Genomic DNA, 13,856 nt, shown 5'->3' on the forward strand with positions numbered 1-13,856 from the left:
ATCAATCACGACTGGACTGAATGGGATAGTGGTCAATACTTCAACTGTCGGCGCGACATCTCCCCCAAGTGACGCGTCGACCTGGGTACCGACGGACTGCGTGCCCTTGTTTTACTCCTAATGGTCTTAGCCCGGATTCACCCCCCAGAACCCGGGTTTTTTTTGCCTGGAATTCGGCCGCCCTAACCGGCTACGTGGGCCAGCGGGAACAGGCGCTTGAAGTTCTCGGTAGTCTGCTCGGCAAAGCGTTCGTACGATTCGCCGCGCAGCATCGCCAGGTAATCAGCCACGTCACGTACATATTCGGGCAAGTTCGGTTTGCCGCGATGGGGGATGGGCGCCAGGTACGGAGAGTCGGTTTCCACCAGCAGGCGGTCGGCGGGCACCTGGCGGGCCACATCGCGCAGCGCGTCGGCATTGCGGAAAGTGACGATGCCCGACAGGGAAATATAGAACCCCAGGTCCAGGGCCGCCTTGGCCATATCCCAGTCTTCGGTAAAGCAGTGCAACACGCCAGCCTGCGACAACGCGGCTTCACGCAGCAAAGCCAGGGTATCGGCACGGGCGCCTCGGGTGTGCACGATCACCGGCTTGCCCGTCTGCTGGGCGGCTTGCAGGTGCAGGCGGAACGAGGCCTGCTGCAACTCGGCAGCTTCAGGCTCGTAGTGATAGTCCAGGCCGGTTTCGCCAATGGCCACCACTCGCGAATGGTTGAGTTCGCCCAGTAGCCAGTCCAGAGCCGGCGCTTCGCCTGGCTTGAGGTCCAGCGGGTGAATGCCCACCGAGCAATCGACGTCGGCGTAGCGATCAGCCAGGGCTTTGACGTCGGCGGCGTTGTCGGCGCTGACGCCAATGCACAGGAAGTGCCCTACCCCACGCTGGCGGGCAGCTTCAAGGGCGACGTCGAGGGAACCGCCGTGCTGGGCAAGGTCGAGGCGATCAAGGTGGCAATGGGAATCTACGAGCATAGGAATCTGAGCTTAAGTCACAAAAGAGGTAGGGCCAACGATACACCCGTCAGCCACGGAATTTAACGGCGCCCGAGCAGGCCGACCCACTGCACCAGCAACGCCTCGAGCAACAGCACGCGGTTGAGGTTGGCCTTGCCGAGGACTTTCTGGCGCTGGGCGAGGATCCAGTCCTGGATGTTCAGCACTTTGTCCTGGGCACTTTTTTGCGCCAGGTATTGCACGACCTTGCGCATATCCGCCAAGCCCAGGCCGTTCTCATCCTGGGTGAGCTGGTAGCGCAGGATCAGGCTGGACCAGTCGCAGAACCAATCGAACAACAGCAACAGCGGAATATCCTTCCAGGCGCTTTCGGCCAGTTGCGTGGCGGACAATTCCTGCTTGAGCAGTTTCTTCACGCCATCCACGACCAGTGCACGCTGTTCGCGCACGCCCTGAGCCTGCAGCTTCACTGCCGCCAAAGGCGAGCCAGCCGCCAGGGTCAGCAACTCGCCTCGTTCTTCTGCGCTGCATTCCGGCAACGCCTGCGCCAGCCATTGCAGGCTCATGGCTTCGCTGGGCAACGGGCAAGCCTGCTGCACGCAACGGCTGCGAATGGTCGGCAACAAGCGGCTGGACTGGTGGCTCACCAGCAACAGCACGGTATCGCCGGACGGCTCTTCAAGGCTTTTGAGCAAGGCGTTGGCCGCGTTGATGTTCATCGCCTCAACCGGCTCAATCAGCACCACTTTGCGCCCGCCCATCTGCGCGGTCTGCACCACGAAGCTCACCAGGTCGCGCACTTGGTCGACCTTGATGGCCTTGTCCGCTTCCTCGGGCTCCAGCACATAGTTGTCCGGGTGACTGCCAGCCTTGAGCAACAGGCAGGACTTGCACTCGCCACATGCCTCCAGATTGACCGGGCGTTGGCACAACAGGCTGCCCATCAGGCGTTCGGCGAGGTGGCGTTTACCGATGCCCACCGGCCCATGCAGCAGATAGGCGTGGGCGTGCTGGGCGCGCCCCGCCAGTTGCTGCCAGAGGCCGTCCTGCCACGGGTAGGACTCAGCCACGGCTACGCTCCAACAGAGTGGGCAGCAGCGCGTCGATAGCCTGTTGCACGCGGCTCAGGGGCTGGGCGGCGTCCAACAGGTAATAACGTGCGGGCTCAGCCTTGGCGCGCTGCAGGAAAGCGCTGCGCACTGCATCAAAGAAGGCTTGGCCTTCCAACTCGAAACGATCCAGACGACCTCGCGCACTGGCGCGGGCCATGCCCACTTCCACCGGCAGGTCGAACAACAGGGTCAGGTCGGGGCGCAGATCGCCTTGCACGAAGGTTTCCAGGGTGGTGATGCGCTCCATGGACAACCCCCGGCCCCCACCCTGGTAGGCGTAGGTGGAATCGGTAAACCGGTCGCAGATCACCACGGCACCCCGCGCCAGGGCCGGGCGAATCACTTCGGCCAGGTGCTGGGCACGGGCGGCAAACACCAGGAGCAACTCGGTGTCCGGATTCATCGGCTCGTCACCCGGGGTCAGCAGGACGTCGCGAATGCGCTCGGCCAACGGCGTACCACCCGGCTCACGGGTCAGCACCACCTCGATGCCCTGCGCACGCAGGCGCTCGGCCAGGTAGTCACGGTTAGTGCTTTTGCCGGCGCCTTCCGGGCCTTCCAGGGTAATAAACAAGCCAGTCACAGGCAGTCCTTAGTCAGAGTCATTGCGGGCTTTGCGGCGCGGTCGTGTCCGGCGCGGGCTCGATCGGAGCGTCGGGGGTAGGCGCATCGCTGGAAGGTGCCGAATCTTCCAGCGGTTTCACCACCGGCGCCGGGCTGGAACGGTAATCGGCACGGCGCTTGAGTTGGAACTCACGCACGGCGGCATTATGCGCATCCAGGTTATCCGAGAATATATGGCTACCATCGCCACGGGCGACGAAATACAGGCTGCTGCCCGGTACCGGGTTCAGTGCTGCATGGATCGCCTCGCGACCGACCATCGCGATGGGCGTGGGCGGCAGGCCAGCAACCATGTAGGTGTTGTAGGGGTTGGCTTCCTTGAGGTGGGCGCGGGTCAATTTACCGTTGTAGCGCTCACCCAGGCCGTAGATCACGGTGGGGTCGGTCTGCAGCAGCATGCCGATCTTCAGGCGACGCACAAACACACCGGCAATCTGCCCGCGCTCCTGAGGCACCCCGGTCTCCTTTTCCACCAGCGACGCCATGATCAGTGCTTGGTAAGGGTCGGTGTAGGGCGCGTCGGCGGCACGCTTGCTCCACTCCTGGGCGAGTACATCGTCCAGGCGGTTGTAGGCTTTTTTCAGGAACTCGACATCAGTCATGCCGCGGACAAAACGGTAGGTGTCGGGGAAGAACCGCCCTTCAGGAAACACACCTGGGTGGCCAAGCTTATCCATCACTTCGCTGTCAGTCAGGCCCGCGAGGGTCTGCACGATCTTTTCATGCTTGGCCAGGGCGGTGCGCACCTGACGGAAATTCCAGCCCTCCACCAAGGTCAGGCTGTACTGCACCACTTCGCCGCGCTGCCACAGGCCGATCAAACCCTCGGCGGTAAGGCCCGGGCTCATGCGGTACTCGCCGCTGTGCAGTGGCTGGCCTTCGAGGTTGAAGCGCCAGTACAGACGCAACCAGAATGCATCGTCGAGCACGCCGTCGGCTTCCAGACGATTGAAGGTGCCCGTCGGCGTAGCGCCAGCAGGTACATCGAGCAACTGCTCCTGAGGCAGCTTCAGGGGCTGCTTGAGGGCAGAGTCGAGTTTCCAGGCAGAAAAGCCCACGAGCAACGCCGCCGAGACCAGGCTGATCTGCAGCAGTAACACCAGTTTTCGTATCAACTCAAATATCCAATAGCGCGCGAACAATGCCCTGCAGTTTACGGGTGAGCGGCCCAACCGGCCAGCTCATCGCAGCGCAGCCTCGCACCGGCCAAATGCCATAAACGCTGTTGCAGACGAAGACTTCATCGGCCTGTTGCAACTGCTCCAAACTGATGTCGGCCACGGCCACCGGGACGCCCAGCGCTTGTGCCTGGGCCAGCACTTCGGCGCGCATCACGCCCGCAACGCCACAACGGCTCAGATCAGCGGTTAGTAACAAGCCGTTGCTCACCAGGAAAAGATTGCTGAATATGCCTTCGATCACCCGGCCAGACATATCCAGCATCAGGCCTTCGGCATGTTCGGTATCTTGCCATTCGGCACGCGCGATCACCTGCTCCAGGCGATTGAGGTGCTTGATACCGGCCAGCAACGGCTGCTGCGCCAAGCGCGTGGCACACGCGAACAGGCGCACGCCTTCGACTTCATGGGTGGGCGGGTAAACAGCGGGCGCGCTGCCCTGCAAGATGCGGCGCACCGGGGCGCCAGGGTTGATGCCGTAACCGCGCAAGCTGTCGCCACGGGTGAGGATCAATTTGAGAATACCGTCGCCAAGGGCGGCGGCGAAGCTCAGCACTTCGTGGCGAATCAACCCGTGATCCACCACCAATGCCAAACGCCTGCAACCCTCTTCCAGGCGTTGCAGGTGACGGTCGAGCAGCAACGGCTGCCCGGCCTTGACGGCGATGGTCTCGAACACCCCATCGCCATAGGCCAGGCCGCGATCTTTCAGGGGCACGCTGTCCGCTGGCTGACCGTCGACCCAGCTGTGCATCACTCGGCGAACCGGCGGAACACCAGGGAACCGTTGGTGCCACCGAAACCGAACGAGTTGGAAATCGCCACGTCGATCGGCATGGGCTGCGCTTCGTGGGGCACGAAGTTCAGGTCGCAGCCTTCGTCCGGCTCATCAAGGTTGATAGTCGGCGGAGCGACCTGATCCCTGATTGCCATCACACTGAAGATCGCCTCGACCGCGCCCGCCGCACCCAACAGGTGGCCGGTCATGGACTTGGTGGAGCTGACCGCCAGCTTATAGGCGTGCTCGCCGAACACCGACTTGATGGCCTCTGCTTCCGCCAGGTCGCCGGTCGGGGTCGAAGTGCCATGGGCGTTGATGTACTGCACCTGGTTGGGGTTGACCTTCGCATCGCGCAGGGCATTGGTGATGCAACGCGCAGCACCCGCTCCGTCGGACGGCGGTGAAGTCATGTGGTAAGCGTCGCCGCTCATGCCAAACCCGATCAATTCGGCGTAGATAGTGGCACCACGCGCCTTGGCGTGCTCCAGCTCTTCGAGCACCAGCGCACCGGCACCGTCGGAGAGCACAAAGCCGTCACGGCCCTTGTCCCACGGACGACTGGCACGGGTCGGCTCGTCGTTGCGGGTCGACAGCGCACGGGACGCGCCGAAGCCGCCCATGCCCAGGCCGCACGCGGCCATTTCGGCGCCGCCGGCGATCATCACGTCGGCTTCGTCGTAGGCAATGTTGCGTGCCGCCATGCCAATGCAGTGCGTACCTGTGGTACAAGCCGTGGCGATTGCGTAGTTCGGTCCCTGTGCACCCAGATGAATGGACAGGAAGCCGGAAATCATATTGATGATCGAGCCCGGTACGAAGAACGGTGAAATTCGACGTGGGCCAGTCTCATGCAAGGTGCGGCTGGTTTCTTCGATATTGGTCAGACCGCCAATGCCTGAACCCATGGCCACGCCGATGCGGTCACGGTTGGCGTCGGTGACTTCCAGGCCGGCGTTACGCACAGCCTGAAACCCGGCAGCCAGGCCGTACTGAATGAACAGGTCGAGCTTGCGGGATTCTTTGATCGAGAGATATTCCTCGACATTGAAGCCCTTTACCGAGCCGCCAAAACGGGTGGAATAGGCAGAAAGGTCCGTGTGTTCGATCAGACCAATACCACTGCGGCCAGCCAGAATGCCCTGCCAACTGCTCGGCACATCCGTACCCAGTGGCGACAACATACCCATACCGGTGACTACGACGCGTCTACGCGACACAGCACTCTCCTTTTTCTAATGACGACACTTTTCATCGCCGCTAAAGAAAAAACCGCACGCCTTTACAGCAGTGCGGTTTTTCCCTGACAGCAAGCGACGACTACAAACTATTACGCCTGGTGGCTAGTAACGTAGTCGATAGCAGCTTGAACAGTAGTGATTTTTTCAGCTTCTTCGTCCGGGATTTCGGTCTCGAATTCCTCTTCCAGAGCCATCACCAGCTCAACGGTGTCAAGGGAATCGGCACCCAGGTCTTCTACGAAGGAAGCAGTGTTGACCACTTCTTCTTCCTTAACGCCCAGTTGCTCGGCGACGATTTTCTTGACGCGCTCTTCGATGGTGCTCATACCTTGTTTAACTCCTAATGGACAAATTCAGGCAGCTGGCCAGTGGGTAAGTGTATAGAAAGCCATTTCAGCTTTTCAACTGAAAGCTTCACCCTGTACCCGGTCGGCCACCTGCCTATAAATTAAGTTGCAGCTTTATAACGGATTTTAGACAGCTCGTATGACATTTTTTTGAAGCGATCCGTCACAATTTAACTCATGTACATCCCGCCGTTAACCGGGATTGTAGCCCCAGTCACGTATGCCGCACCGTCAGATGCCAGGAAAGTGACCACATTCGCGATCTCTTGGGCCTGGCCCAGACGGCCCAGCGGAATCTGCGTCAGCAAGGCTTCGCGCTGTGCTTCCGGCAGTTCGCGGGTCATATCGGTGTCGATGAACCCAGGGGCCACCGAGTTGACCGTAATCGACCGCGAGCCGACTTCACGCGCCAGTGCGCGGCTGAAACCTTCCAGGCCGGCCTTGGCAGAGGCGTAGTTTACTTGGCCTGCGTTGCCCATGGCACCCACTACGGAGCCAATATTGATAATTCGGCCCCAACGCGCCTTGGTCATGCCGCGCAAAACGCCCTTGGACAGGCGAAACAGACTGTTCAGGTTGGTATCGACCACGTCGTACCACTCGTCGTCTTTCATGCGCATCATCAGGTTGTCACGGGTGATCCCGGCGTTGTTCACCAGGATAGCCGGTGCACCGAACTGAGCAGTGATCTGGGCCAGTACGGCAGCCACGGACTCATCGCTGGTCACATTCAGTTCAAGACCGGTACCTTGCACGCCGTTTTCCTTCAGGGTCGCGGCGATACGCTCGGCGCCCGAGGCGGAGGTGGCGGTGCCGATCACAACGGCGCCCTGACGGCCCAGCTCCAGGGCGATCGCCTGGCCAATGCCACGGCTTGCGCCGGTAACCAGTGCAACTTTACCTTGCAGACTCATGCAGGCTTCTCCTAAGTACGGGATTCAGGCCAGTGCCGCGCGAGCGGCAGCGAAGGCTTCTGGGGTATTGAGGTTGGCGGTCGACACACCGTCGGCGCAGCGCTTGTTCAAGCCGGCCAGGACTTTGCCCGGGCCGCACTCGACCAGTTCGGTGGCACCGTTGGCGGCCAGGGTCTGGACCGATTCAACCCAGCGAACTGGCTTGTACAGCTGCTCCAGCAGGTCGCGCTTGAGGGTGTCGAGGTCGGCGGCCACGGCCGCGCTGACGTTCTGCACCAGCGGGATCTGCGGCGCCTGCCAGTTGATGGCAGCGATAGACTCGGCAAAGCGCTCTGCCGCCGGGCGCATCAGTTCGCAGTGGGACGGTACGCTCACCGGCAATGGCAGCGCTCGCTTGGCGCCACGGGCCTTGCAACCCTCGATGGCACGCTCGACGGCCGCCTTGGCACCGGCGATCACCACCTGGCCTGGGGAGTTGAAGTTCACCGCGCTGACCACTTCGCCTTGCGCCGCTTCGGCGCAGGCCGCGATCACCACCGCGTCGTCCAGGCCCAGGATAGCGGCCATGCCACCCTGCCCGGCCGGCACGGCTTCTTGCATCAGTTGACCACGACGCTCGACCAGCTTGACCGCTTCAGCCAAGGTCAGGCTGCCCGCGGCCACCAGGGCGCTGTATTCGCCCAGGCTGTGACCCGCGACGAAGGCAGGGCGTGCGCCGCCTTCAGCCAGCCACAAGCGCCACAGGGCGATCGAAGCGGTCAGGATGGCCGGCTGGGTTCTATCTGTTTGGTTGAGCAATGCTTCCGGACCTTGCTGGGTCAGTGCCCACAGGTCATACCCCAGGGCGTCGGAAGCTTCCTTGAAGGTGTCCAGGATCAGCGGGTATTGCGCGCCCAGCTCGGCCAACATGCCGAGGGACTGCGAACCCTGCCCTGGAAAGACGAATGCGAGGGATGTAGACATGTAACAAGCCCCTAATGATCTGGTCGTCAAAAATGCTCGCGCCTACGGTGGGCGCGAACGAAACTGACTGATTGGATGGTCAATTGAACTGGCCGGTCACATTTAAGCACTCCCGGGCCAATTCGCCTAAGGCAACAGATCCTCGAGACGGCCGTGCAAGCGTTGCGGCAGGTTCTCCTGAATCTCGATCAAGGCCCGCGCAATTGCACTTTGAAAGCCCAGCACACCGGCCGAACCATGGCTTTTTACCACAATGCCCTGCAAGCCAAGAAAGCTTGCACCGTTGTGCCGTGCTGGCGCCAGGTCAGCCTGCAAGCGTCGCATCAGGGGCAACGCCAAGGCTCCCACCATACGCGCCCCCAGGTTGCGCTTGAACAAAGCTTCAATACGCGTAGCAATCATGGTTGCCAGGCCTTCGCTGGATTTGAGCAGGATATTACCGACAAAGCCGTCGCACACCACCACATCAGCTTCACCACGGTACAAACCATCACCCTCAACAAAGCCGATGTAGTTCAAGCCCCGCGCGCTTTGCAGCAAGGTGGCGGCAAGCTTGACTTGCTGGTTGCCCTTGATGTCCTCGGTACCGATATTCAGCAGGGCAACCCTGGGTCGGGCCACGCCCAGCGCTTCGGCGGCCACCGAGCCCATTACGGCGAACTGCAGCAGGTGCTCGGCGCTGCAATCAACATTGGCGCCCAGGTCCAGCAGTTGGCAATAGCCCTTCTGCGTCGGGATCGCCGCCACCATTGCCGGCCGATCAATACCCGGCAGGGTTTTGAGCACGTGCCGCGACAAGGCCATCAACGCGCCGGTATTACCGGCACTGACACAGGCGTGCACCTTGTCATCACGCAATAGCTCAAGGGCCACCCGCATTGAAGAATCGGGTTTGCCACGCAGGGCAACCGCCGGCTTTTCATCCATGCTGATGGTTTCGCTGGCTGGCGTAATCGTCAGGCGCGCGCGATCCACAGCCGGATGGCTGGCAATCAGTTCTTCAAGTAGGGAGGGTTGACCGACGAGGGTCAGATGCAGCGAGGGCGTGGCAGACAGGCTGGCAATGCAGGCCTGAACAATGCTGCGGGGACCGAAGTCCCCGCCCATTGCGTCAATCGCGATGACTTGAGCAGACAAGTGATTACTCGTCAGCGCCCTTGTCGATCACTTTACGGCCACGGTATACGCCTTCTGGCGATACGTGGTGACGCAGGTGAACTTCACCAGTGGTCTTTTCCACGGACAGGGTGCTAGCCTCGAGAGCGTCGTGCGAACGGCGCATGTCACGGGCGGAGCGGGATTTTTTGTTCTGCTGAACAGCCATAATTGATTAACTCCTAAACGTTTGGGTCACGCTTTAACTGCGCCAATACACTGAACGGGTTGGACCGCGTTACCTCGTCCTCGCTCGGCTCGGCCTCGTCATCGAGACCCTCCGGCTGCTGGCATTCTTCCGGATGATGAGCAGGCACAATGGGCAAGGCGAGCAAAAGCTCCTCCTCGATCAGTGCATGCAGATCCAATGGATCTTCGCCCAGTTCCAGCACGTCATAACCTTTCGGCAACGACTGGGTATTCGCACCCTCTTTCACCACAGCATAACTGCATTCGCTGTGGATCGGCAGGGTGACCAGCTCAAGACAACGCTGGCAAACCATTTTGACTTCGGTGTCGATAACGCTGTGGATTACCACAGATTTACGTTCATCTCGTTCAAAAACGAATTTGGCCTGCACCGTACCGACAGTGTCGGAAAGCGGGTCGCAGAGTCTCTCCAAATCGGCCAGCAGCACTTCACCTTGAAGGGTGGTGCCACGATCAGCCAATTTGCGCGGGTCAACGTGAGGTGGAATCGGGTCATTCAACATAGGCGCAGCATTATAGGGATGCACCCGGCCATGTCAAAGGAAATTCAGCCCTGTGCGTCAGCCGGTCACGTCGCTAGAATCGGCGACTGCCTTGAGGAGACGTATATGCTGCCTTTATTACTCGCGTCCAGCTCGGTTTATCGCCGGGAATTACTGAGTCGCCTGCACCTGCCGTTCACCTGCAGCTCGCCGGATATCGACGAAAGCCACCGCCCGGATGAATCCGCCATCGAACTGGTCAAGCGCCTGGCCGAACAAAAGGCACGCGCCCTCGCCGCCAGCCATCCTGGGCATTTAATCATTGGCTCGGATCAGGTCGCCGCACTGGAAGGCCGGATCATCGGCAAGCCGCACACCTTCGAAAATGCCCGCGAGCAATTACTGGCTGCCAGCGGCAAGCGTGTGAGCTTTCTTACCGGGCTGGCACTGCTCAACAGCGAGACCGGGCGCTGCCAGGTCGACTGCGTGACGTTTACCGTACACATGCGCGAACTGGATGCAGAACGTATCGAGCGCTATCTGCGGATCGAGCAGCCTTATGACTGTGCGGGCAGCTTCAAAGCAGAAGGGCTCGGTGTGAGCTTGTTCCGGAGCACCGAGGGACCGGATGCGACCAGCCTGGTTGGGCTGCCACTGATTCGACTGGTGGACATGCTGCTGACCGAAGGCGTACAGATTCCTTGAAACCTTCGTAAAGCAATGTGGGAGCTGGCTTGCCTGCGATAGCGATGTACCAGGCGACACTTATATCGACTGATCCATCGCTATCGCGGGCAAGCCCGCTCCCACAGCTGATCTACACCTAGCTTGGAATTTCAGCGCAGGGACGGCCCCTGGAAGCCCATGTACAGGGCTAGCTTCTCCGCCACGCTAGCACCGAGCTTTTTGGAGAAGCGATCAAACGGCGATTCCTCGACCGTAAAATCCACCAACTCCTTCTCGCCAATCACATCCCGCGCCACCGAGCTAGCACTGCCCAAGCCGTCAATCAGGCCCAGCGGCAATGCCTGCTCGCCCGACCAGACCAGGCCGGAGAACAGCTCCGGATGCTCCTTATCCTTCAACCGGTTACCACGGCCCTGCTTGACGCTGGCAATGAACTGACGATGGGTAGTGTCGAGCACGCCTTGCCAGAACGCGGTTTCATCCGCCTTCTGCGGTTGGAAAGGATCGAGGAACGACTTATGCTCGCCCGAGGTGTAGGTGCGACGCTCCACCCCCAGCTTCTCCATGGCACCCACAAAACCGTAACCGGCCGCCGTGACACCAATAGAGCCCACCAGGCTGGCCTTGTCGGCATAGATCTGGTCTGCGGCGCTGGCAATGTAATAGGCACCCGAGGCACCCAGGTCGGAGATCACGGCATAGAGCTTGGTATCCGGATGCAAGGCGCGCAGACGACGAATCTCGTCATACACATAACCCGACTGCACTGGGCTGCCACCTGGGCTGTTGATGCGCAGGATAACGCCCTTGACCTTGGCATCCTCAAAAGCCGCGCGCAGGCTGGTGACAATATTGTCGGCACTGGCGGGCTCCTTGTCGGCAATCACGCCGCGCACTTCAATCAAGGCGGTGTAGTGACTGCCACGGGTGGCGCTCTTTTCCATGTCCATCAGCGGACTGAACAGCGCCAGCATCCCAAGCAGGTACACAAAGGTCAGCAGCTTGAAAAAAATCCCCCAGCGCCGCGAACGCCGCTGTTCCTGGACGCTGGCCAGGAGGGTCTTCTCCAAAAGCTTCCAGCTTTTATCATCACTGCTCTGTGCCTTTTCAGGCGCTTTCCACTCGTCACTCATGCCATCAACCCCAGCAAAGACTTATCGGGCCCGGCTGAGCCAGGCCTGCAGTTCGGAAAAATGATCAATCGTCAGTCTCGGTTCGTATTGCTGCAATGCCTCGGCCGACTGGGCGCCGTAGCTGACCGCGACGCTGTCCATGCCCGCATTGCGCGCCATCATCAGGTCGAAAGACGCATCGCCCACCATCAATGCCTCGCGTGGCGTTACGCCACAGTGCGCAAGGATCTGCTCCAGCATCAACGGGTGGGGCTTGCTGGCGGTTTCATCCGCAGCGCGGGTGATATCAAAGTAATCTTCCCAGCCGTGAGCCTTGAGCACACGGTCCAGGCCGCGACGAGCCTTGCCGGTGGCGACCGCCAGGTGATAACCCTCGGCACGAAACGTTTCCAGCGATTGCACCACACCTTCAAACAGCGGCGAAGGCGTAGCTTCCAGCGCGATGTAGTGGTCGGCGTAGTGCTCGCGAAACGCTACCAGCTCGGCGTCGCTGATGTCGGGGTACAGGGTGCGAATGGCTTCAGGCAAGCCCAGGCCGATAATGCCCTTGACTGCCAGGTCCGTGCACAAGTCAAAGCCCGAGCGGGTCGAGGCCATGTGCATGGACTCGACGATGCGGCCAATGGAATTGGCCAGCGTCCCGTCCCAATCGAAGATCAGCAGCTTGTAGTCAAGGTGCGACACTCAAACGCTCCACGGTCTTGGCCCACATTTCATCGACCGGCGCCTGCAGTTTCAGCTCGCCGCCATCGGGCAGCGGCACGGTGAGCATGTAGGCGTGCAGGAACAGCCGCTTGCCGCCCAGGTCGCGAATTTCCTTGGAGAAATCCTCGTCGCCGTACTTGGTGTCACCGGCGATGCAGTGACCTGCATGCAGGGTGTGCACCCGAATCTGGTGGGTGCGCCCGGTCACCGGCTTGGCCTCGACCATGGTGGCAAAGTCCCCGAAGCGACGCAGCACCTTGAACAGGGTCAGGGCCTCTTTGCCCTCCTCGTCCACTTCGACCATGCGCTCGCCGGAGCGCAGGTTGCTCTTTTGCAACGGCGCACGCACGCTCTTGATCGAGCTGGCCCAGTTGCCGCGCACCAGCGCCATGTAGCGTTTGTCCACACCATCGCCACGCAGGGCGGTGTGCAGATGGCGCAACATGCTGCGCTTCTTGGCGATCATCAGCAGGCCAGACGTGTCGCGGTCCAGGCGATGAACCAACTCCAGCTCCTTGCAATCGGGGCGCAACTGACGAAAGGCTTCGATCACGCCGAAGTTCAAGCCACTGCCGCCGTGAACCGCAATGCCACAGGGCTTGTTGATCACGATCAGCTTGTTGTCTTCGAACACAATCGACGCTTCCAGGCGCTGCAACAGGCCTTGGGCCAGCGGCACCGGCTCGTCGCGCTCAGGCACGCGCACGGGCGGCACACGGACGATATCGCCCGCCTGCAGCTTGTACTCAGGCTTGATGCGCCCCTTGTTCACGCGCACTTCGCCTTTGCGCAAGATGCGGTAAATCAAGGTCTTGGGCACGCCTTTGAGCCTGGCCAGGAGAAAATTGTCGATGCGTTGGCCGGCATATTCCGGCGAGACCTCAAGCAGCTGGACGCTGGGGGTCGGGGGGGCGGTAGTCGTCATGGCGGCGATGATAACAATTTTTTATGGAATTGAAGCACTTAATCATTACTGCTATAGTCGCGAACGCCGCCAAAAGCGGCCTGGACAGAGGACATGCGGCAAACTGCCGGCCCTGACCATCGCAATTCATCAGGACGCGAGGCCGTCCTACGGGGCTTTCGCCACCCAGGAAGGCTCAAGATTGTAACAAGCGCAGGTGACATGAGGCCTGAAGCGAGTGCAGAAAGCAGAGTGAATACTCGCCTTTTGCGCCGATATTTACGGCCAGTTCACAAAGTGCAGTCAGTTTTGAGCCAGACCATGGCGAATGCTTCGGAAACAACGCCTGTTAAGAGCTGAGTGAGAGCGCAACCGCCCACACCTAGTCTTGTTTAGCCATGAGCGTGGACTCCCCATTGGAGAACACGGTAAATGCCAACCCGCTGCGGATTCTGCGCGCGGCAGCACCCGAA

16 protein-coding genes are annotated in these 13,856 nt (G+C 60.6%); 1 reads left to right on the forward strand and 15 read right to left on the reverse strand.

What is annotated here, in order from left to right:
- Nucleotides 1–182 precede the first annotated feature (182 nt).
- The 12 genes from GIV26_RS22655 to GIV26_RS22710 form a co-directional block, all read right to left on the reverse strand.
- Nucleotides 183–968 carry a TatD family hydrolase gene (locus tag GIV26_RS22655; protein ID WP_236282293.1) on the reverse strand — a complete coding sequence of 262 codons (786 nt, stop codon included), beginning with the start codon at nt 966–968 and terminating at the stop codon, nt 183–185.
- A 62-nt stretch (nt 969–1,030) separates the two neighbouring features.
- A complete protein-coding gene (locus GIV26_RS22660) occupies nt 1,031–2,020 on the reverse strand; it encodes a DNA polymerase III subunit delta' (RefSeq protein ID WP_034128434.1) in 990 nt (329 codons plus the stop codon).
- On the reverse strand, nt 2,013–2,645 hold the full coding sequence (tmk, locus tag GIV26_RS22665) for a dTMP kinase (RefSeq protein ID WP_034128435.1): 633 nt from the start codon (nt 2,643–2,645) through the stop codon (nt 2,013–2,015). Before tmk ends, GIV26_RS22660 begins: the two co-directional genes overlap by 8 nt.
- A gap of 19 nt (nt 2,646–2,664) precedes the next feature.
- The gene (gene mltG, locus GIV26_RS22670; RefSeq protein ID WP_003189280.1) at nt 2,665–3,801 is read right to left on the reverse strand and encodes an endolytic transglycosylase MltG; all 1,137 of its coding nucleotides are present in this window, start codon (nt 3,799–3,801) and stop codon (nt 2,665–2,667) included.
- Nucleotide 3,802: 1 nt separating this feature from the next.
- The gene (gene pabC / locus GIV26_RS22675; RefSeq protein WP_106118586.1) at nt 3,803–4,618 is read right to left on the reverse strand and encodes an aminodeoxychorismate lyase; all 816 of its coding nucleotides are present in this window, start codon (nt 4,616–4,618) and stop codon (nt 3,803–3,805) included.
- Nucleotides 4,618–5,862: a beta-ketoacyl-ACP synthase II gene (gene fabF, locus GIV26_RS22680; protein WP_034128438.1), complete on the reverse strand. Its 1,245-nt coding sequence runs from the start codon at nt 5,860–5,862 to the stop codon at nt 4,618–4,620. Before fabF ends, pabC begins: the two co-directional genes overlap by 1 nt.
- 110 nt (nt 5,863–5,972) lie before the next feature.
- Nucleotides 5,973–6,209 carry an acyl carrier protein gene (gene acpP / locus GIV26_RS22685; protein ID WP_003175607.1) on the reverse strand — a complete coding sequence of 79 codons (237 nt, stop codon included), beginning with the start codon at nt 6,207–6,209 and terminating at the stop codon, nt 5,973–5,975.
- 191 nt (nt 6,210–6,400) lie between these two features.
- Entirely contained in the window at nt 6,401–7,144 is a 744-nt protein-coding gene (fabG, locus tag GIV26_RS22690; protein ID WP_003189275.1) for a 3-oxoacyl-ACP reductase FabG, read from the reverse strand.
- A gap of 24 nt (nt 7,145–7,168) precedes the next feature.
- Nucleotides 7,169–8,107 (reverse strand): ACP S-malonyltransferase, encoded by a 939-nt coding sequence (fabD, locus tag GIV26_RS22695; protein WP_236282295.1) that lies wholly within the window; start codon nt 8,105–8,107, stop codon nt 7,169–7,171.
- A gap of 126 nt (nt 8,108–8,233) precedes the next feature.
- On the reverse strand, nt 8,234–9,244 hold the full coding sequence (plsX, locus tag GIV26_RS22700) for a phosphate acyltransferase PlsX (RefSeq protein WP_236282297.1): 1,011 nt from the start codon (nt 9,242–9,244) through the stop codon (nt 8,234–8,236).
- A 4-nt stretch (nt 9,245–9,248) separates the two neighbouring features.
- Nucleotides 9,249–9,431 carry a 50S ribosomal protein L32 gene (gene rpmF, locus GIV26_RS22705; RefSeq protein ID WP_003179396.1) on the reverse strand — a complete coding sequence of 61 codons (183 nt, stop codon included), beginning with the start codon at nt 9,429–9,431 and terminating at the stop codon, nt 9,249–9,251.
- 13 nt (nt 9,432–9,444) lie between these two features.
- Nucleotides 9,445–9,975, reverse strand: a complete 531-nt coding sequence (locus GIV26_RS22710) for a YceD family protein (RefSeq protein ID WP_003175611.1) — start codon at nt 9,973–9,975, stop codon at nt 9,445–9,447.
- Nucleotides 9,976–10,080: 105 nt separating this feature from the next.
- Here GIV26_RS22710 and GIV26_RS22715 point away from each other — a divergent pair, with 105 nt between their 5' ends.
- The gene (locus tag GIV26_RS22715) at nt 10,081–10,659 is read left to right on the forward strand and encodes a Maf family protein (protein WP_236282299.1); all 579 of its coding nucleotides are present in this window, start codon (nt 10,081–10,083) and stop codon (nt 10,657–10,659) included.
- Between the two features lie 131 nt (nt 10,660–10,790).
- Here GIV26_RS22715 and GIV26_RS22720 read toward each other — a convergent pair whose 3' ends face one another.
- The 3 genes from GIV26_RS22720 to rluC are packed head-to-tail and all read right to left on the reverse strand — an operon-like array spanning nt 10,791 to nt 13,404.
- A complete protein-coding gene (locus GIV26_RS22720) occupies nt 10,791–11,774 on the reverse strand; it encodes a S49 family peptidase (protein ID WP_236282301.1) in 984 nt (327 codons plus the stop codon).
- Nucleotides 11,775–11,795: 21 nt separating this feature from the next.
- Nucleotides 11,796–12,458 (reverse strand): HAD-IA family hydrolase, encoded by a 663-nt coding sequence (locus GIV26_RS22725; protein ID WP_044272659.1) that lies wholly within the window; start codon nt 12,456–12,458, stop codon nt 11,796–11,798.
- Nucleotides 12,445–13,404: a 23S rRNA pseudouridine(955/2504/2580) synthase RluC gene (gene rluC, locus GIV26_RS22730; protein WP_003189264.1), complete on the reverse strand. Its 960-nt coding sequence runs from the start codon at nt 13,402–13,404 to the stop codon at nt 12,445–12,447. Before rluC ends, GIV26_RS22725 begins: the two co-directional genes overlap by 14 nt.
- Nucleotides 13,405–13,856: the final 452 nt, after the last annotated feature.

The organism is Pseudomonas sp. PA-1-3F (assembly GCF_021609665.1).
Classification (GTDB): Bacteria; Pseudomonadota; Gammaproteobacteria; order Pseudomonadales; family Pseudomonadaceae; genus Aquipseudomonas; species Aquipseudomonas paracarnis.